Annotated in this window: 17 protein-coding genes, 1 tRNA gene and 1 pseudogene; 10 read left to right on the forward strand and 9 right to left on the reverse strand. The window is 70.8% G+C overall.

All coding sequences use genetic code 11. The features are described 5' to 3' along the window. The first annotated feature begins 191 nt into the window (after window positions 1-191). Window positions 192-1,211 (forward strand): alpha/beta fold hydrolase, encoded by a 1,020-nt coding sequence (locus tag O7610_RS14545; RefSeq protein ID WP_281551283.1) that lies wholly within the window; start codon window positions 192-194, stop codon window positions 1,209-1,211. Window positions 1,212-1,564: 353 nt separating this feature from the next. Beyond that, window positions 1,565-2,056: an SRPBCC family protein gene (locus O7610_RS14550; RefSeq protein ID WP_281551284.1), complete on the forward strand. Its 492-nt coding sequence runs from the start codon at window positions 1,565-1,567 to the stop codon at window positions 2,054-2,056. An 80-nt stretch (window positions 2,057-2,136) separates the two neighbouring features. Here O7610_RS14550 and O7610_RS14555 read toward each other — a convergent pair whose 3' ends face one another. After that, the gene (locus tag O7610_RS14555; RefSeq protein ID WP_281551285.1) at window positions 2,137-2,547 is read right to left on the reverse strand and encodes a PPOX class F420-dependent oxidoreductase; all 411 of its coding nucleotides are present in this window, start codon (window positions 2,545-2,547) and stop codon (window positions 2,137-2,139) included. Window positions 2,548-2,663: 116 nt separating this feature from the next. Between O7610_RS14555 and O7610_RS14560 the strand changes: the two genes are divergently transcribed. The 3 genes from O7610_RS14560 (at window position 2,664) to O7610_RS14570 (ending at window position 4,498) form a co-directional block, all read left to right on the forward strand. Further along, the gene (locus O7610_RS14560) at window positions 2,664-3,689 is read left to right on the forward strand and encodes an alpha/beta hydrolase (protein ID WP_281551286.1); all 1,026 of its coding nucleotides are present in this window, start codon (window positions 2,664-2,666) and stop codon (window positions 3,687-3,689) included. A 55-nt stretch (window positions 3,690-3,744) separates the two neighbouring features. Then, window positions 3,745-3,820: transfer RNA gene (locus O7610_RS14565), tRNA-Arg, on the forward strand. 354 nt (window positions 3,821-4,174) lie between these two features. Further along, a complete protein-coding gene (locus O7610_RS14570) occupies window positions 4,175-4,498 on the forward strand; it encodes a YegP family protein (protein ID WP_289213495.1) in 324 nt (107 codons plus the stop codon). Between the two features lie 69 nt (window positions 4,499-4,567). On the opposite strand, the gene O7610_RS14575 is transcribed toward O7610_RS14570, so the two are convergent. From O7610_RS14575 to O7610_RS14590, 4 genes are read right to left on the reverse strand one after another with little or no spacing between them, the layout of a single operon-like run. Continuing rightward, the gene (locus O7610_RS14575) at window positions 4,568-5,923 is read right to left on the reverse strand and encodes an FtsX-like permease family protein (RefSeq protein WP_281551287.1); all 1,356 of its coding nucleotides are present in this window, start codon (window positions 5,921-5,923) and stop codon (window positions 4,568-4,570) included. Window positions 5,924-5,963: 40 nt separating this feature from the next. Next, the gene (locus O7610_RS14580) at window positions 5,964-6,122 is read right to left on the reverse strand and encodes a hypothetical protein (RefSeq protein ID WP_281551288.1); all 159 of its coding nucleotides are present in this window, start codon (window positions 6,120-6,122) and stop codon (window positions 5,964-5,966) included. A 27-nt stretch (window positions 6,123-6,149) separates the two neighbouring features. Then, complete coding sequence (locus O7610_RS14585) at window positions 6,150-6,773, reverse strand: SigE family RNA polymerase sigma factor (protein WP_281551289.1); 624 nt, start codon at window positions 6,771-6,773, stop codon at window positions 6,150-6,152. Continuing rightward, window positions 6,770-7,438 carry a permease-like cell division protein FtsX gene (locus O7610_RS14590; protein WP_281551290.1) on the reverse strand — a complete coding sequence of 223 codons (669 nt, stop codon included), beginning with the start codon at window positions 7,436-7,438 and terminating at the stop codon, window positions 6,770-6,772. The genes O7610_RS14585 and O7610_RS14590 overlap by 4 nt, the downstream gene beginning before the upstream one ends. A gap of 137 nt (window positions 7,439-7,575) precedes the next feature. Between O7610_RS14590 and O7610_RS14595 the strand changes: the two genes are divergently transcribed. Beyond that, complete coding sequence (locus tag O7610_RS14595; RefSeq protein ID WP_281551291.1) at window positions 7,576-9,387, forward strand: sulfatase-like hydrolase/transferase; 1,812 nt, start codon at window positions 7,576-7,578, stop codon at window positions 9,385-9,387. Window positions 9,388-9,578: 191 nt separating this feature from the next. Continuing rightward, window positions 9,579-13,013 (forward strand): reprolysin-like metallopeptidase, encoded by a 3,435-nt coding sequence (locus O7610_RS14600; protein WP_289213496.1) that lies wholly within the window; start codon window positions 9,579-9,581, stop codon window positions 13,011-13,013. A gap of 62 nt (window positions 13,014-13,075) precedes the next feature. Here O7610_RS14600 and O7610_RS30870 read toward each other — a convergent pair whose 3' ends face one another. From O7610_RS30870 to bluB, 3 genes and pseudogenes are all read right to left on the reverse strand, one after another. Next, window positions 13,076-13,762, reverse strand: a complete 687-nt coding sequence (locus tag O7610_RS30870) for a class I SAM-dependent methyltransferase (RefSeq protein ID WP_502959109.1) — start codon at window positions 13,760-13,762, stop codon at window positions 13,076-13,078. Further along, window positions 13,763-14,728, reverse strand: a pseudogene (locus O7610_RS30875) (NAD(P)/FAD-dependent oxidoreductase); the annotation flags it as partial. A gap of 99 nt (window positions 14,729-14,827) precedes the next feature. Next, window positions 14,828-15,442, reverse strand: a complete 615-nt coding sequence (gene bluB, locus O7610_RS14610; RefSeq protein ID WP_289213625.1) for a 5,6-dimethylbenzimidazole synthase — start codon at window positions 15,440-15,442, stop codon at window positions 14,828-14,830. A 69-nt stretch (window positions 15,443-15,511) separates the two neighbouring features. Here bluB and O7610_RS14615 point away from each other — a divergent pair, with 69 nt between their 5' ends. Beyond that, a complete protein-coding gene (locus tag O7610_RS14615; RefSeq protein ID WP_289213498.1) occupies window positions 15,512-16,126 on the forward strand; it encodes a GNAT family N-acetyltransferase in 615 nt (204 codons plus the stop codon). Window positions 16,127-16,130: 4 nt separating this feature from the next. On the opposite strand, the gene O7610_RS14620 is transcribed toward O7610_RS14615, so the two are convergent. After that, the gene (locus tag O7610_RS14620) at window positions 16,131-16,343 is read right to left on the reverse strand and encodes a hypothetical protein (RefSeq protein WP_289213499.1); all 213 of its coding nucleotides are present in this window, start codon (window positions 16,341-16,343) and stop codon (window positions 16,131-16,133) included. Window positions 16,344-16,439: 96 nt separating this feature from the next. Between O7610_RS14620 and O7610_RS14625 the strand changes: the two genes are divergently transcribed. Then, window positions 16,440-16,952: a mycothiol transferase gene (locus O7610_RS14625; RefSeq protein WP_289213500.1), complete on the forward strand. Its 513-nt coding sequence runs from the start codon at window positions 16,440-16,442 to the stop codon at window positions 16,950-16,952. 115 nt (window positions 16,953-17,067) lie between these two features. Beyond that, the gene (locus O7610_RS14630; protein ID WP_281551296.1) at window positions 17,068-17,721 is read left to right on the forward strand and encodes a class I SAM-dependent methyltransferase; all 654 of its coding nucleotides are present in this window, start codon (window positions 17,068-17,070) and stop codon (window positions 17,719-17,721) included. Window positions 17,722-17,749 lie beyond the last annotated feature (28 nt).

The raw sequence follows: 17,749 nt of genomic DNA on the forward strand, positions 1-17,749 counted from the left end.
GCCTCGGGCTGCACTTGGAGAGGACTGGAGACGATCGCGGAGAGACAGCAATCGAGAAGTATACATTCTTCGCCAATCGTCATAGCTTGGACGCAACCCGCCATATGCGGTCGACAAGAGGGAGAGGTAGAGCCATGTCGCCACGGTTGGTCGATGCTCGGGTCAGGGGATCGCGGTTGACACTGAAACGGATGATCGTCGGAGGGATCACCGCCCTGGCGGTGATCGTCGGTAGTGTCGGGGCAGCGGTGGCTCACGGCTCGAACGGCGGCTCCGACGCCACCGCAGCGCGAGGTGGACACGCCCAGCGGGAGCCGGTCGTCGGTCGCGCGGTCTTCGACCGGACCTTCCGGCATGGTCTGGTCCGCACCGACGGCGGCAAGGTGCACTACGTCAAGGGCGGTTCCGGGCCGGCGCTCGTGCTGCTGCACGGCTGGCCCGAGACCTGGTGGGGTTGGCATCTGGTGATGCCCGAGCTGGCCAAGACGCACACGGTGATCGCGTTCGACCTGCCCGGCCTCGGCTACTCCGCGATCCCGCGGGACGGCTACGACCAGAAGACCACGGCCGCCCGTCTGCATCAGGCGGTGAACCGGCTCGGGTACCGCGAGGTGAAGGTCATGGGGCACGACATGGGCGTTCTGGTCGGCTACGCCTGGGCCCGGGACTACCCACAGGAGGTGACCCGCCTGGCGGTGCTCGACTCGCCGCTACTGGGCTTCGGCTTGGAGGACGCGTATCCGCTCAGCTTCCACTTCAAGCTCAACATGGCGCCGTCGCCGGTGCCGGAGAAGATCGTGGACAACAGCGACGTCTCCACCTACCTGAACTACGTCTTCGAGTTCGCGGCGGTCCCCGACGCGATTGACCGGGACAGCCACATCCGCGCCTACCTGCACCCGGCCCGGCGCAGCGCCGGCTACAACTACTACCGGGCCTGGCCGGAGAACGCGGAGGACACCAAGGCCCACGCCGAGTCCAAGCGGCTGACCCAGCCGGTGCTTGCGATGGGTGCCGAGTTCGTCTTCGGGCTCGGTGTGGCGGCCTCGTTCGAGCAGGTCGCCGATGATGTCCGAGGCGTCGTGGCCCCCGGGGCCGGTCACTGGATTCAGGAGGAAACTCCGGAGTTCCTGATCGACTGCGCCAACCTCTTCTTCGGACCTGAGGGCGTACCCGCGCCCACCGAGCCGCTCTCGAGCTGCGTCGCCTGACCGGCCTTTGCGGGCACGGTTCACCGCTACCGGTGGACCGTGCCCGCGCCGTGACCAACGGTCACCGCGCTGGAGGCGAACCAAAGACATCGATGGTCACGACTGGCGGAAAGTGTGTATTGCCAGCATGTGAACCTTGCTTGACGGCACGCCGACACGCCCCACACGTGACTTGCGTGACACAAGTAGACGCATTAGCCTAGGTCAGTGGGTGCGCGACACAAGCCGGCCATCCAGAAAGGATGCCGACGTTCCGACAGCTCCGCCCGATGCGGAGCATTGCCGACTTCCGCGACGCACGGTCGCGGGACGTCGCCAACCCCTTTTCCGCATACCACGAATGCGAGGAAATCATGACTGGGCCGAGTTACACCACCGAGTTCACCGTGGACCAGTCCCCGAAGGAGGCGTACGAAGCCATCACCAATCCGCAGGGATGGTGGTCGGCCGAGATCGAGGGCAGCGCCGAGAAGGCCGGCGACGAGTTCCGGTACCACTTCGAGGACCTGCACCGCTGCACGATCCGGGTGACCGAGTCGGTTCCCGGCGAGAAGGTCGCCTGGCACGTGGTGGACAACTACTTCTCGTTCGTCAAGGACAGCTCCGAGTGGGTCGACACCACGATGACCTTCGACATCTCGGAGGAGGGCGGCAAGACCAAGGTCCTCTTCACCCACCACGGGCTGGTGCCGGAGTTCGAGTGCTACAACGCCTGCCAGGAAGGGTGGGGCAACTACATCAACGGCAGCCTCAAGGAACTGATCGGCAAGGGCCAGGGCGCGCCCAACGCCACGGGCCAGGCACAGACCACGGCCGAGGCAGAGCTCGGATCGGCCAGCCGCTGATCCGCCGTAGAGCCCCGGTCAACCCGACCGGGGCTCTACACGCCGGCCGTCCAGGCAGTTGCCCGGGCTCATCCGGACCGTCACCTGTGCACGTCCGGGCCGGCACGCATAACGCTCACCCGGATCGCCACCCGCTTGTCGCGGCGCATCGCAGCCCGATAGTCGTCCCAGTCGGAATGCTCTCCGGCGATCCGTCGGTAGTAGTCGACCAGCACGTCGAGTGCTTCGGGCAGCCGTACCACCTCCGCACGCCCGTCGATCTGCACCCAGTCGCCAAAGAACCGGTCCGTGGTCACGCAGAACGTGACCCGCGGATCGCGCAGCAGGTTGTGGACCTTGACCGCACCTTCCCTGGTGCTGACCAGCACTCGGCCGGCGTCGTCGACCGCGACCAGCACCGGACTGGTCTGCGGCCGGCCATCCGGATGCCGGGTCACCATCACCGCCCGATGATTCGCCCGCAGGAACGCCGTCGCCTGTTCAACCTTCATCCCGTACCTCCTCGCGCCACGCACCGCCGCTCGGCCGCTGCCAGTGCCGCCTTTGATTGTGCGACGCGCAGCGCGGTGCTACCCGGAGGTAACCGTCCGGCGGTACGGTCAAGGTCGTGCAGCCTGACATCCTCGGACTCCCGTACGAGCAGCAGGTCATCGAGCTGGCCCCAGACGACGAGGGTCCGGTCGTCGCGACCCTGGTCCGGCGCCGGGCGGACCGCCCGGCCGGGCGGGCGGTGCTCTACCTGCACGGCTTCGTCGACTACTTCTTCCAGACCCATCTGGCAGACCACTTCGTCCGTGGCGGCTGGGACTTCTACGCCCTCGACCTGCGCAAGTACGGCCGGAGCCTGCTTCCGCACCAGACCCCGAACTTCTGCCGCGACCTCAGCGACTACTTCCCGGAACTGGACGCCGCCGCCCGGATCATCCGCGAGCAGGACGGCAACGAGACGTTGCTGATCAACGGCCACTCCACCGGTGGGCTGATCGCGGCGGTCTGGGCCGACGCGCGGGCCAGCCAGGGCATCGCGCCGGACGGGTTGTTCCTGAACAGCCCGTTCTTCGACCTCAACGCACCGTGGCTGCTCCGCCGGCCGGTGGCGGCGGCCGTCTGCCGTCTCACCGGCCGCTCGCCCTACCGCATCGTCCCGGTCGGGCTCTCCCGGGTGTACGGGCAAAGCGTGCACGCCTCCCAGAACGGAGAATGGGACTACGACCTGGAGTGGAAGCCGCTCACCGGGTTTCCGGTGCGGGCCGGTTGGCTGACCGCGATCCGCCGCGCCCAACGACAACTGCGTGCCGGACTGCAAATCACCGCGCCGGTCCTGCTGGCCTGTTCCTCCCGGTCCTACCGCAGCCACAGCTGGCACGATTCGGCTACCCTGGCCGACGCGGTACTCGACGTCGAGCACATGGCCCGGTGGGCCCCCCGGCTCGGCCGGCACGTCACCGTGGTCCGCATCGACGGCGGCCTGCACGACCTGACCCTGTCCCACCAGCCAGCCCGCGACGAGCTGTTCAGCGAGCTGGACCGCTGGCTGCGCGGCTACTTCACCACCGAGCCGCTAGGCCCGGACCCTGGTCAACCGGTGGCGGCGCAACGCCCGGTCGACCGAGGGTTACCGGAGACCGACTGACTCGTCACGGCAACCCGCGACCACTACTATGTGCACGCCAGGACAAGATCAGCAAGCGCCCGTAGCTCAGCGGATAGAGCAGGGGACTTCTAATCCCAAGGTCGTAGGTTCGAACCCTACCGGGCGCACCATCATCGCCCCAGGTCAGAGGACCTGCGGTCGCCGGCCGTCCACAGCCATAGGACGCGTTGACGCGCAGCCAACCAAGGTGACCTAGGGTTGTCGAGTGCCAACGTTCTGGATCGGCTACATTGAGGTACCGCCGAGTATCGAGTCAAAGATCCGCTCCCGGCGTGGTGTCACCGGCGATCAGGTCCGAGCCGCGTGCCAGTGGCCAGCGGTCCCACTTCGCGTTGGATGGCACGACCATCCCAATCCTGGTAGTCGCACACGATGAGCGGGGGACGGCTGCTGCGGGTGATTCTGCAGCCGGTGGACGTCAAGGATGGCACTTGGTGTGGCGGATGAGGGGGATGCGGGTAAGCATGCAGCAGGATGAGCTGGCCGAGTTCGACGTGACCGAGGATGTGTTCGACGCCATGCTGGCCGATAGCGAGCCCGTCCGGGTGACGGGTCCGTTTGATCAGCTCCGGCAGGTTCGCTTCGAGTTGGTCAGCGGGAGACTCCGTACCTATCGCTGGCGACTGGTCGGTACGAACGGTGAAATCCTGGCCACCAGTGCTTCGAGCTACCGCAGTTCCGACGACGCACGCCGTGCACTGGAGGCTCTCACGGTCGCGGTGCAGCAGGCCCCGATCGTCGACCTCGACGAGGCTGACGACCCGGCTACCCGGCGCAAGGCCGGCTGAGCCATTGCGGTACGGGGTGACGCCGCCCAGCATCGACGTACCGCAGCGCCCACTCACCGTCGGTACCGTTCAGTCCGGGTCGCCGATGGCGGCGACCGGGCTGACCCGGGCGGCCCGGCGGGCCGGCGCCAACCCGGCCATCGCGGTGATCACCGCCAACGCCGCGACGATCGCCAGCAGCTGCCCGGCCGGCAGCACCGGCGGCATCCCCAGCCGCAGCGCCTCGAACGACAACCAGGCCAGCGGTACGCCGAGCGCCAGCCCCAGCACCGCGCCGACCACCCCGTACAGGCCTGATTCCACCAGGATCATCGCCCGCAGCCGGCGCCGGCTCAGACCGAGCGCCCGCAGCAGTCCGACTTCCTGGGTGCGTTCCAGCACCGACAGCGCGGTGGTGGTGCCGACCCCGACCACCGCGATCAGCACGGTCATCGCCAGCAGCCCCAATGCGATCAGGAACAGCGACGTCACCTCGGCGTCGGTCGCCTCGCGGTAGTCGGACAGCACGGCCACGTCGGCACCGACGGCGACCCCGAGCTGCCGTACGGCGGCCACTGTCGCGTCGCGGGTACCGACGCCGTCGGCGAAGTCGGCCAGCAGCCCGGTCCGCGTACCGCCGAGCCGGTCCAGGTCGCCTGGCACCAGTACCACATCGGACTGTAGTGGCGCATCGCCGCCGAGCACCGCCGCGACGGTCAGGTTCAACTGCCCGGCCTCAACCCGGTACGCGAACTGGTCGCCGGCCTGGGCGGCCAGGTCCCGGGCGACCGCCTCGCCGAGCACGACCCGGCCCGGCCCGAGGTCGGTCAGCGCGCCGTCGGTGCTGACCAGCATCGTCAGCCGGGGCAGTGCGGCTAGGTCGACGGCGATGGTGGCGTACGACCGGTCGCCGATGGTCGCCTGGGCCTGCTGGAACGGGGTGACGTGGCGGACGGCGTCGAGCGACCGGAGCTGCTCGACCACAGCCGGGGTGATCGGCTGGTCGTGGGCGAACAGTGCCAGGTCGGCCGGGGCGCGGGCGGCCAGTTCTTGGTCGGTGAAGGCGCGCAGGCTGGCAGTGCCGACGGTGGCACCGGTGCCGGTGGCGATGACCGGTGCAGCGGTCGGGTCGCCCCCGTACAGCCGCAGAGTGCTGCCCGGTCCGACGCCGAGCCGGTCGGCGGCGCACCGGTTGACAGCAATCTCCCCCGCCGCGGCCGGGTAACGCCCGGCGCGCGCGTCACGGCCGGTATCGCCGATCGTGACCATTGCCTTGCGGGCCTGCTCGGCGTCCAGGTCGATCAGGTAGCTGGCACCGTCCGCCTGCACGGTCCTCACCGCCAGGCTGTGTGCGACGACGTCGTGCAGTTCAACCGCCGTCTGCTCCTTGCTGGTCCGCAAGGTGTACGCAATCAGCCAGATCGCCACACAGCTGAGGGCCAGCACGCCGTACTCGCTGAGGTCGGCGAGGCCAACCGGGTGCCGGTCATCGGAGAGCAGTACCCGGCCAACCGATCGCCAGGTCCGCCAGCGAGGCACGGTACTGCCAGGCGACAGTGGCCACCGCCGTCGCGACGACCAGGTCGAGCAACGTCCAGCGGTACTGCGACGTCGGCCGGTACGGTGAGGTCGACGCGGGTGGCATGCCGCCCAGCCTAGGTCGCGATACCGATCAGCTGGTCGGGAAGTCCTCGCCGAGGACGGTACGCAGCCGCTGCAGCGCCCGCATGCTGCACATCTTCACCGCCGAGGTGGTGATGCCGAGGATCTCGGCGACGGTCTGCACGCTCTGATCCTCCCAGTACCGCAGCACCAGCACCGCCCGGTCGCGCACCGGAAACTCCGCCAGCGCCTGCAGCAACGCCATCTGCAGCTCGGTCGAGCCGCCAGAGCCGGTCGGCCGAGCCGCCGGCTCGGGCGGCTCGGCGAGCACCAGCTCCGTGCGGCTGCGCCGCTTCATCGCGTCGGAGACCGCGTTGATCAGCACCCGACGGCTGTACGCGTCCAGGTTCGCCGTGGGCCAGATCCGGTTCCACGAGGCGTACATCCGGGTGAAGGTGATCTGGGTGAGGTCCTGCGCGAGATGCCAGTCCCGGCACATCAGGTACGCGACGCGGCGCAGCCGGGGAGCCGCGTCAACGACGAACGCGGTGAACGCCTCGTCCCCGGCCACTCGCTGATTCCGACGGCTGGCGGCCCAGCGGGCCAGCGGACCGCCGCCGCGCTCAGACCTCGTCGGTGCCGGCTCCGCCGGTAGGTCCACGGCGACCGGCGCTACGACCCGAACCCCACTCACTCGCCCACCTGCTTGTCCGTGCCGTACAGGCAGAACCAGCCGGTGACTGTCTCGACGCCGGGCATCGCCTGTAGTCCGCCGCTGACCTGCTGGTACGCCGATGGGTTCGCCAAGGTAATCCGAAAAGACTCCGGCAACTGATCTGGGGTCACCTTCTCCATCAGGTCGGGATGATCGAGCAGAACAGCAGGATCGTCCTGGTACCGCCGTACGAACCGCTGGTATGCGTCCTGCCGGCTCTCATACGCCACCGACCCGACCTGCGGGTCGGCCCGCAGCGCCGCGTCGACAGCGCGCCGCTGCTCGGCGGTCACGTCGACGCTCAGGTAGACGGCGGCTTCGGTCGCCACGTCAGCGCTGGTGGGACGCACCAGTTCACAGCCAGGCGAGGCCGACGGCATGGCGGCCTGCGCCGGCACGGGCTCGGGCGCGTCCCTGACCGGGAGCAGCACGCCCACCGCGACAAGCGCCACGGCAGCGGCGGTCGTCGTGGCGGCGTACCCAATCTGTCTGCGTCGACGTAGTCGGCTCCCGCCGGCCATGGCCACTCGGGCCAGGTCGTCCAGTGGCGCCGGTGGTGCCGGTTCGCTGTCGAGCGCCCGGTCGAAGTACGTCCGCAACTGTTCCATGCAGAAGAAGACCGGTCGACGCGGCGGACCGGTCACGGCCGGGAGCCGGTGATCCGCAGATCGATCCGGTCCGGCTGGTCGTGCGTATTTGTGGGTGTCCGGTGGTACGGATATCGTGCTGAGTCCGGTCCGGCAGGGCGCGCCGCCTGGCCGACTACCAGGAAGGCCCGAACTTGTCCTCCGCCACGAACTCCGCCCCGGCCACCACCGCTGACGACGTGACGGACCAGGACGCCGTAGCCGAGCCGGCTGACCAGACGGCGGCGGACCAGGCACCGACCGACCCGCCAGCGGCGGAGGGCGGGCCGGACCAGGCGACGGCGCAGAATGGCACAGCACCGCCGGCCAACCGGTGGCGTCCGCGGGTACGGCGTACCGCCCGATGGTCGGCCGACGTGCTGGCGGTCGGCGGCGTGCTGGCCGCGATGACCCTGCCGTACCAGCTGGATCTGATTGTCCCGGTCGCGTTCGCCCGCATCCCGGTCGAGGCGCTGGTCGCCGCCGCGCTGCTGCTGGTGCTGCCGGGCCGGGTCCGCACCCCGGTGGCTGCCGCGCTCGGCGCGCTGCTCGGCGTACTGATCACGCTGAAGGTCGCCGACATCGGCTTCTTCTCGGTGCTGGACCGGCCGTTCGACCCGGTCCTGGACTGGGGTCTGCTGGCCGACGGGTTCCGGTTCGTCGACGCCTCCTACGGCCGGGCCGCAGCGGTGGGCGCGGCGGTCGGCACCGTCGTGCTCACGATCGCGGTGCTGACGCTGCTGGTCGCCGCGACGCTGCGGCTGGCCCGGCTGTTGGCCGCACACCGACGGATCGGCGGCGGTACGGTTGGTGCGCTGACCGCCGGCTGGCTGGTGTTCGCCCTGCTCGGTACGCAGGTGGTGGTCTACCAGGACGAGTGGCGCACGATCGGGCTGCCGATCGCCGACCGGGCGACCGCCCGGTTGGCGTACGACCACACCATGCAGATCGGCGCGAGCCTGCAGGACCGGCAGGAGTTCGCCGAGCTGGCAGCGGTCGACGCGTTCCGGGACGTGCCCGGCGACGAGCTGCTGACCGCGCTACGTGGCAAGGACGTTCTGCTGGCGTTCGTGGAGAGCTACGGCCGGGACGCGGTCACCCACCCCGACTTCAGCCCGCTGATCGGCGATCTGCTCGACGACGGTACGCAGCGGTTGGCGGCGCAGGGGTTCCAGTCGCGCAGTGCGTTCCTCACCTCGTCGACGGTCGGGGGCAGCAGCTGGCTGGCGCACGCCAGCACCCTGTCCGGGCTGTGGGTGGACAACCAGCAGCGCTACCGCAGCCTGGTGACCAGTGACCGGCTGACGTTGACCCGGGCGTTCGGCCACGCCGGCTGGCGGGTCGCCGGCTTCTTCCCCGGCAACAGCCGGGCCTGGCCGGAGGGGGCGTTCTTCGGCTACGACCAGGTCTACGACTCGCGCAACATGAGGTACGCGGGCGACAGGTTCAACTTCGCCTCCATCCCCGATCAGTATGTGCTGTCGGCATTCGACCGCTTCGAGCGGCGCGACAACGACCAGCCGGTGATGGCCGAGGTGGCGTTGCTGTCCAGCCACGCGCCGTGGACCCCGCTGCCGCAGCTGGTCAACTGGAACACGGTCCGCGACGGTTCGGTCTTCGACCGGGAGGCGATGGCCGCCGGCCAGGCCAACAAGTCCGCAGAGGACGGATTGCGCAGCGACTACCCGAAGGCGGTGGCGTACTCGTTGAGCACGATCATCTCCTACATCGAGTCGCAGGGCGACGACGATCTGGTGGTGGTCTTCCTCGGCGACCACCAGCCGGCGCCGGTGGTGACCGGTCCGGGGGCCAGCCACGACGTGCCGGTCACCATCGTCACCAGCGACCAGGCGGTCCTCGACCGGGTCGCCGGCTGGGACTGGCAGGAAGGGCTGCGCCCCGGTCCGCAGGCCCCGGTGTGGCAGATGGACTCGTTCCGGGACCGGTTCCTGACCGCCTTCGAGTAGGAGCTCCGCTCGTCACATGAGCCGGTCTCGTAAGGCCGGCCATTATGCACTGTCTCAGCCGTACGGCTGATGGCTGTACCCGCGACTCGGGGCCTAGCGTCGACTTTCGACCCTTGAGATCCATCGCCCGGCGGCCTGGACACCCCTGGCCGTTCGGGTTGTGGATCGTCACGGACTCCCGAGGAGACATTTTGAGGAAGCCCTCGTCGAGGCGCCACTCGCCGCCGAACGGCCGTCCGCAGCCACTGCCCGCGACCAGCCGGTCCGGCAACCGCCGTCTGATCGCCCTGCTCGTCGCCGTCGTCGCGGCGGCGCTGCTGCCGGCGGTCGGCCCGACCACGGCCGCCAGTGCCGCGCCGCAGGAAGGTACGCCGATTGCCGGCACCCCGTGGGCCGTGCTCGACGACGTACCGACGGCCAGCCGGTCCGGTCGCGCGCCGGACATCCAGGCGCACCGGTTCGCGGCGTACACCCTGGACCGGGAGGCGATCGCCGCCCAGCTGGACCGGGCGCCGGACGAGTCGGACCGGGCCGCCGCGACGGCGCCGCTGGTGCTGACCGTGCCCGACCCGGACGGAGTGGTGCAGCGGTTCGCGGTGGTCGACTCTCCGGTGATGCAGGACGGACTCGCCGCCCGGCACCCGGACATCCGGACGTACGCCGGCACCGGCGTCGACGACCCGACGGCGACGATCCGGGCCGACCTGACCCCGCTCGGCTTCCACGCCTCGGTCCGCTCGTCGACCGGGTCCTGGTACGTCGACCCGTACCACCGCGACCAGAGCGTCTACGCCAGCTACCACGCCGGTGACCTGCTGAACCGGCACGGCCCGCTGACCGAGCGGGGCGACGTCGACACCACCGCCGCGCAGATCGACGCGGAGGTCGAGCAGGCCCAGGCCGACCACCCCGCCGGGTCGCTGGTCAAGCTGCGCACCTACCGGCTGGCTTTCCTCACCGACCCGTCGTACGCCGACTATTTCGGTGCGGCGAACGTGACAGCTGCCAAGGTGACGCTGGTGAACCGGGTTACTCAGATCTACGAAGACGAGACCGCGATCCGGCTCGTGCTGATCAACGACACCGACAAGACCAACCTGAACACCGCCGAGCTGGCCACCGGCCCGGACGGGCCGTGCGGCTCCGCGCCGTGCTTCTCCGCGGCACAGCTGACCGGGTGTTCCGGCGCGACGCTCAACCGCAACCGGATCGTGCTGGGCCAACTGGTCGGGGCGAGCAGCTACGACGTCGGGCACATCGGCTTCGGTCTGCCCGGCGGCGGGGTCGCCGGGCTGGGGGTGGCCGGCGGCGACGGCAAGGCGCGCGGCTGCACCGGCCTGCCGAACCCGATCGGCGACTTCTACGCCGTCGACTACGTGGCGCACGAGATCGGCCACCAGTTCGCCGGCAACCACACCTTCAACGGCACCCAGTGGAACTGCTCCGGCGGCAACCGCAGCGCCACCAACTCGTACGAACCGGGCAGCGGTTCGTCGATCATGGCGTACGCGGGCATCTGCCAGCAGGACAACCTGCAGCCGCACACCGACCCGTACTGGTCGCAGCGCAGCTACCACGAAATCACCACGTTCGTGAACTCCGCCCGGCCGGCGATCAACGAGGTGCAGACGGTGTCGCTGCGCGACTTCGACACTGTCGGCGACTCGTTCCAGTTCACCTTCAACGGCCGGAACTCCCGGCAGATCGGGTACGGCGAGAGCTACACCACCGCCTACATCAAGGAGACGATCGAGTCGATGACCGGCTGGCCGGACGGCGCGACGGTGACCGTCGCGGCGTTCGGCGGTGTAGGGGCGCTCGACAACACTGGTTTCCAGGTGACGTTCAACGGCGGAGCCGTGGCGCGGACCAACGTACCGCCGCTGGAGTTGATCCCCCATTCCGGCATGGACGGCTTCGTCGGTGAGACCGCCAAGGGCGGCCCGGTCGACAACGGCGGCTGGCAGGTTACCGAGACCACCAACCACGCCCCGGTGGTGACCGTGCCGGACCAGTTCACCATCCCGGTGCGAACCCCGTTCGCGTTGACCGGCAGCGCCACCGACGCCGACGGTGACGCCCTCACCTATCTGTGGGAGCAGAACGACCGCGGTGGCATCGCCGGGGTCAGCACCGCCGGCACCGCGTTGACTGACAACGTCAAGACCAACGGCCCGCTGTTCCGGGTGTTCGGCACGGCGGCGCTGGTCGGCCCGGACGACACCGAGCAGTACTACTCCCCCGGTCTGAACGCGGTCGACGACGACCCGACCCGGGTCTTCCCGGACATGGCGCAGATCCTGGCCGGCAACACCAACGCGGTGACCGGTGCCTGCCCGGCCGCCCCGGCACCACCGGCCAGCGGCAGCGCGTCGAACCTGCCGCAGGCGCTGGTCGACTGCTACTCGGAGTTCCTGCCGACCGCCGACTGGGTGGGCTACGCCAACGACCGGACCATGCACTTCAAGCTGACCGCCCGCGACGGCCGGGTCGGCGGCGGGGTCGGCAACGCCGAGACCGCGGTCATGCTGGCCCCGGACGCCGGTCCGTTCCTGGTCACCTCGCAGCCGGTTCCGTCGTTCTACCTCGGCGGCTCCGTTCAGGAGGTCAGCTGGGACGTGGCCGGCACCGACGCAGCGCCGGTGAACGCCGCACAGGTGCGGATCTCACTTTCGACGGATGGGGCGAAGACCTTCCCGTACGTGCTGGCCGAGGCGGTGCCGAACGACGGCAGCGCCACGGTGACCTTGCCGAACATCGACACCACCACCGGTCGGATCAAGATCGAAGCGGTCGGCAACGTCTTCTTCGACCTCAACGACGCCGACATCCGCATCGACCAGGTCCGCGCGGCCGAGGTGGCGTACACCGGGGACACACTGGTGCACCCGGAGGGTGGCGCGGAGCAGGCGCAGGTGTTGCTGCGGGCGGCGGTGAGCGCCGAGGCCGGCGACGTCCGAGGTGCCCAGCTCGCCTTCACCAGCGGTGACACCACCCTGTGTGCCACCGAGGTGAAGTTGTGGGGCAGCGACCGCACCGGCGGGATGGCCAGCTGTACGGCGACCCTGCCGGTCGGCAACCACCCGGTGACCACCACGGTCGACGGCCGCTACACCGGGTCCGTCACCGCGACGGTGACCGTCTCCCCGCCGACCAGGCTGCGGTTCCTCGGCGACGGCTATCTGCGCAGCGAGTCGACCGCTGGCGCCTACCCGCTGGACCCGGATCACCGGATCGAGTTCGACCTCGATGGCCGGATCACCTACGGCGAGAGGCTGGTCGGCAAGGTGCTGGTCGGCTACCGCTCCGGCGACCAGCGGTACAAGTTCCAGGGCAACGTTCTGGAGTCGTACGGCTCGTACGCTCTCGGCGGTGGCCCCGCCACGGCGCAGCTGCGCTACCAGGTGACGCTGTTCGACCTGTCCACCCCGCAGCAGCCGGTGGCGGTGGCGACCGGACTGACCATGCGGGTGAGCGCGACCCTGGTCAGCGGGCCGGGCCAGCTGGACAAGATCGGGATCACCGTCTGGGACGGTGACACGCTGATGTTCTCGTCGAGCTGGACCGGCACCGCCACCGAGGAGATCAACCTGACCGCGTCCGGTGGTGACCTCGTCCTGTACTAAGGGGCTGGGAACTGCCGACCACTGCTGACAGACGCCCACCCGGCGAGCCGCGTGGGCGTCTGTCAGCGCCGGCGGACGGCGTGCAGCACCGCGTCGTGAACGGTTACCGGGTTGCCGTCCGGGTCGGTGCCCGGCCGGGGCACCGTCTCGGCCCGGATGCTGGCCCACTGCCGCGGGTCCAGCACCGCCGCCACCTGCTCGGCGGTGAACAGCAGGTCCCGCATCCGGGGCCGGCGCAGCCCCGGCACGTCCAGGTCGGACGGGTGGTGGCCGACGATCAGCAGGGTGCCGCCGGGGCGTACCGCCGCCGCGAGCCGGCGGTGCAGCATCGCCCGGTCCGGGTCCGGCAGGTGCATGAACTGGGCGGTGACCAGATCGAACCGGTCGGGCCCGGGGTCCCAGGTACGGATGTCGGCCGGCTGCCAGGTGAGCCGTTTCGCCACGTCGTCGTCGGACGCCGCCGTCTGCTCGGCGGCCCGGCGCAGCGCCACCGCCGACACGTCGACGGCGGTCACCTTCCAGCCCCGGCCGGCCAGCCAGATCGCGTCGGCGCCCTCGCCGGCGCCGACGTCGCAGGCGGTGCCGGCGGGCAGTTCGGTCGCGACGGCGACCAGTTGCGGGTTCGGGTTGCCGCTCCACACCCGGTCGACGGAGCCGTACCGTTCGTCCCAGAATGTCGGGCTGACGATCTCGGCCACGTCCGCCGGCCCGTGGTGCACCGGCAGATCGCTGTCGTCCGCTCCTGCCACAGCGGCCCGGTGCCGGCGGACCGCGTCGGCGGTGTCCTCCTCGGCCAGGTCGCCGTTGACCGCCGCCGCCGCCATCGCGCCGGCCGCAGCCGCCGCCATCACCTGGCCGAACGGGTTGGTCAGGTTGCCGGCCGCCCAGACTCCCGGCACCGGGGTACGCCCGGTCGGGTCCGCCTCGACCTGCTCGGCCATCCCGCTCGGATGCCTGGTCAGCGGCACCCCCAGCTTGGTCAGCAGCCGGTCGTCGACCCGCAGCCGGGAGGCGACCGTCACCGCCGCCCGGGGCACCATGGTCCCGTCTGCGAGCCGCACCCCGGTGAGCCGGTCGTCGGCCACCTCCAGCCCGACGACCTCGCCCGGCACCACCCGGACGCCGCGGGCCGCCAGCTGTTCGGCCTGCTCGTCGGTGAGGTCGACGCCGGTGTGGGTGAACAGCACCAGGTCGGAGGTCCACTGCCGGAACAGCTGCACCTGGTGCAGCGCCATCTCGCCGGTGGCGAGCACCCCGACCGGCTGGTCCCGGACCTCCCACCCGTGGCAGTACGGGCAGTGCAGCACGTCGCGGCCCCAGCGGTCCCGCAGCCCGGGGATGTCGGGCAGTTCGTCGACCACGCCGGTGGCGAACAGCAGCCGCCGGGCGGCCACCGTACGGCCGTCGGCCAGGCTGATCTCGAATCCGCTGTCGACCCGCTCGACCGCCTCCGCCCGGCCGGGCAGCACCACGCCGCCGTACCGTTCGACCTCCTGCCGGCCAGCGGCGACCAGCCCGGCCGGGCTGATGCCGTCGCGGCTGAGGTAGCCGTGCACGCCGGCCGAGGGCGTGTTGCGGGGTTCGCCCGCGTCGATCACGATCACGGCCCGCCGGGCCCGGGCCAGGGTCAGCGCCGCGCTCAACCCGGCGGCACCGCCGCCGATCACCGCCACGGCGACCCGGTACGTGGGTCCCCCCACCTTGTCGTCAGCCATCCTGACCACCTCCGGCACCCACGATCCGCCGCCGCCAGGGTAGCGGCAAACTTCCTTGCCGTTTTGGCAAACGCCGGTGGTCGGCAGGCTCCGCGAAACTCACCACCGGTCGTGGTGCAGGGCGTCGGTCACCGGCCGGCGCCGCCGCCAGCCGTGCCGCTCCAGGTCGGGTTCGTCGGCGAGCCGGCTGACCGGCCCGACGCAGAGCCAGGCCACCGGTCGGATGCCGGCCGGGATGGCGAGCAGGTCCCGCAGGAACGGCTCCCGGTAGAAGGAGACCCAACCGACCCCGAGACCTTCCGCGGTGGCCGCCAGCCAGAGGTTCTGAATGGCCAGGCAGACCGAGTAGAGACCGGCGTCGGCGATGGCGTGCCGGCCGAGCACCGCCGGGCTGCCCCGCTGCGGGTCGCAGGTCACCACGATCGACAGGGTGGCCTCCCGTACCCCGTCGATCTTGATGTGCGCGAACCGGGCCGCCGCGACCGGGTCGAGGGTCTGCGCGAACGTCTGCCGTTCCTGCTGCACATGGGCGTGGAAGGCGTCACGCACCGCCGGATCGCGCACCAGCACGAAGTCCCACGGCTGGGTGAGCCCGACACTCGGCGCGGCGTGCGCGGCGGTTAGCACCCGGTGCAGCACCTCGTCCGGCACCGGCGCGCCGGTGAACTCGGCCCGCACGTCGCGGCGCCGATGAATGACGTCGTACAGGTCGATGAGCATCGCGCCCCATTGTCCCAAGCCGCGCCGGGAATCCGGTTGCCGGCCGGGGCCCGGCCTGATCGGATGGCGGCCGTGCTGGTCAGGCGGGAACGAGCTGGCGACGTCGCGGCGGTCCGGGAGGTGGTGGCAGCAGCCTTCAGCCGGCCGCCGGCTGCGCACCGGCCGGAGCCAACGGACCGGCCGGGGACCGTGACCGAAACGCCGGCCGAGGTCGGGCTGCTGGACGAACTGCGTGCCGACCCCGCGTGGATCCCGGCGCTGTCGCTGGTCGCCGTCGCCGTCGACGCCGGCGCTGGACGCGGGCAGGACGGGCACCTGCCGGGCCTGGACGCCACCGGCGAGGTCGTCGGGCACGTGGTCTGCACCCGGGGACAACTCGACAGCCGGCCGGTGCTGGGCCTCGGCCCGCTGGCGGTACGCCCGAACCGGCAACGCGCCGGCGTCGGCTCGGCGCTGATGCACGCGGTGCTCGCCGCCGCCGAAGCCCGCGACGAGACACTCGTCGCGCTGCTCGGCGAACCGGCGTACTACCGCCGGTTCGGGCTGCGGCCGGCCAGCGAGTTCGGCATCGTCGCGCCCGATCCGCGGTGGGGGCCCTACTTCCAGGCCCGTCCGCTGGGCGGGGCCACGCCGACACCGGGCCGGTTCCGCTACGCCGAACCGTTCGAGCGGCTCTGACCGCTCAGCTGTTCGGCAGGGATGCGACCGGGGCGAGCCGGTGGACCGGCACCGGGTTGCGCCGGGTGTTGCCATGGTTGGCCGACGTCACCGCCCAGACGACGGTGCACAACCCGTCGGACGCCGCAGCCTCGCGGGCGGCCAGCCCGCTCAGATAGTCGGCCTGGAACTGGGTGAGAAGGTGGTGCCGACCGGGAAAGAGCAGGTAGCGGGCCATGGCACGTTGATAGCCTACGGCCGCCGTGACCGGCCGGGCAGGGTCGCCACGGCCCATGACCGGGGACGTCGATGCCCCAGGGAGGGGACGGGCACGGTGGATGCGAGCACCCTGCTGGTGGAGACCTTCGACCGGTTGCCCGAGTTGGTCCACGCGGCTGTCGACGGGCTGAGCCCGGAGCAGCTGCGCTGGTCACCAGCGTCGGGCACGAACCCGATCGGCTGGCTGGTCTGGCACCTGACCCGGGTCCAGGACGACCATCTGGCCGAGGTGATCGGCGAGCCGCAGGTCTGGGCCGGCGACAGCTGGGCGCGGCGGTTCGGCCGGACCGCCGATCCGGCGGACACCGGGTACGGGCACAGCGCCGAGCAGGTGGCGGCGGTGGCGCCGGAGAGCGCTGCCGCGCTGGTCGACTACTACACGGCGGTCGCCGACCGGACCCGGCGGTTCCTGGTCGGCCTGACCGACGCTGACCTGGACCGGATCGTCGACCAACGGTGGGATCCGCCGGTGACCCTCGGCGCGCGGCTGGTCAGCGTGGCCAACGACAGCCTGCAGCACGTCGGTCAGGCCGGTTGGCTTCGAGGGCTGCTCAGCGCGACCAGCTGACCGCGACCGGCCACCCTTTTGACAGGGTGTGCCGCAATAGGCATGCTGTGTCTCCTGGACCGAGGCATGCCCTGTCTCCCGGCTCGCCGGAGCACCCGCGCAGAGGAGTCCCCTCATGTCCGTACCCGTGTCGGAGAGCGCAGCCACGCCGCAGTCCGCGCCGCTTCCGGCTGCCCGGCGCGGCGGCGACGCCGGGGCGTTCCTGCGCGAGTTCCTCCGGTCGCCCACCCGGATCGGTGCGGTCGCCCCCAGCTCACAGCGGTTGGCCGAGGCGATCACCGCGCCGGTCCCGGAACGCGGCGACCCGGTCGTCGTCGAGCTCGGGCCCGGCACCGGTGCCTTCACCGGGGTGATCCAGCAGCGGCTCGGCGGCCGGGGTCGGCACCTGGCGATCGAGCTCAACCCGACACTTGCCGACCTGCTGGCCGGACGGCACCCGCAGGTCGAGGTGATCGTCGGCGACGCCGCCGACTGCCGGACCCTGGTAGCCGGGCGGGGCCTGGCCACCGCCGACGTGGTGGTCAGCGGGCTGCCGTGGGTCTCCTTCCCGCGTGATCTGCAGCTGTCCGCCCTCGGCGCGGTATGCGACGTGCTGGGGCCGGACGGGGCATTCACCACATTCGCGTACGTACTGACCGCGCAGACCCCGCCGGCCCGTCGGTTCCGGCAACTGCTGCGGGACCGGTTCGAGGAGGTGGTGATGGGGCGTACGGTGCTCGGCAACCTGCCGCCAGCCTTCGTCTACCACGCCCGCCGGCCGCGCCGCTGACCGCTCTTGCCGGCTGCGGCCGCGCCGC

The organism is Solwaraspora sp. WMMA2065 (genome assembly GCF_030345075.1).
Lineage (GTDB): Bacteria > Actinomycetota > Actinomycetes > Mycobacteriales > Micromonosporaceae > Micromonospora_E.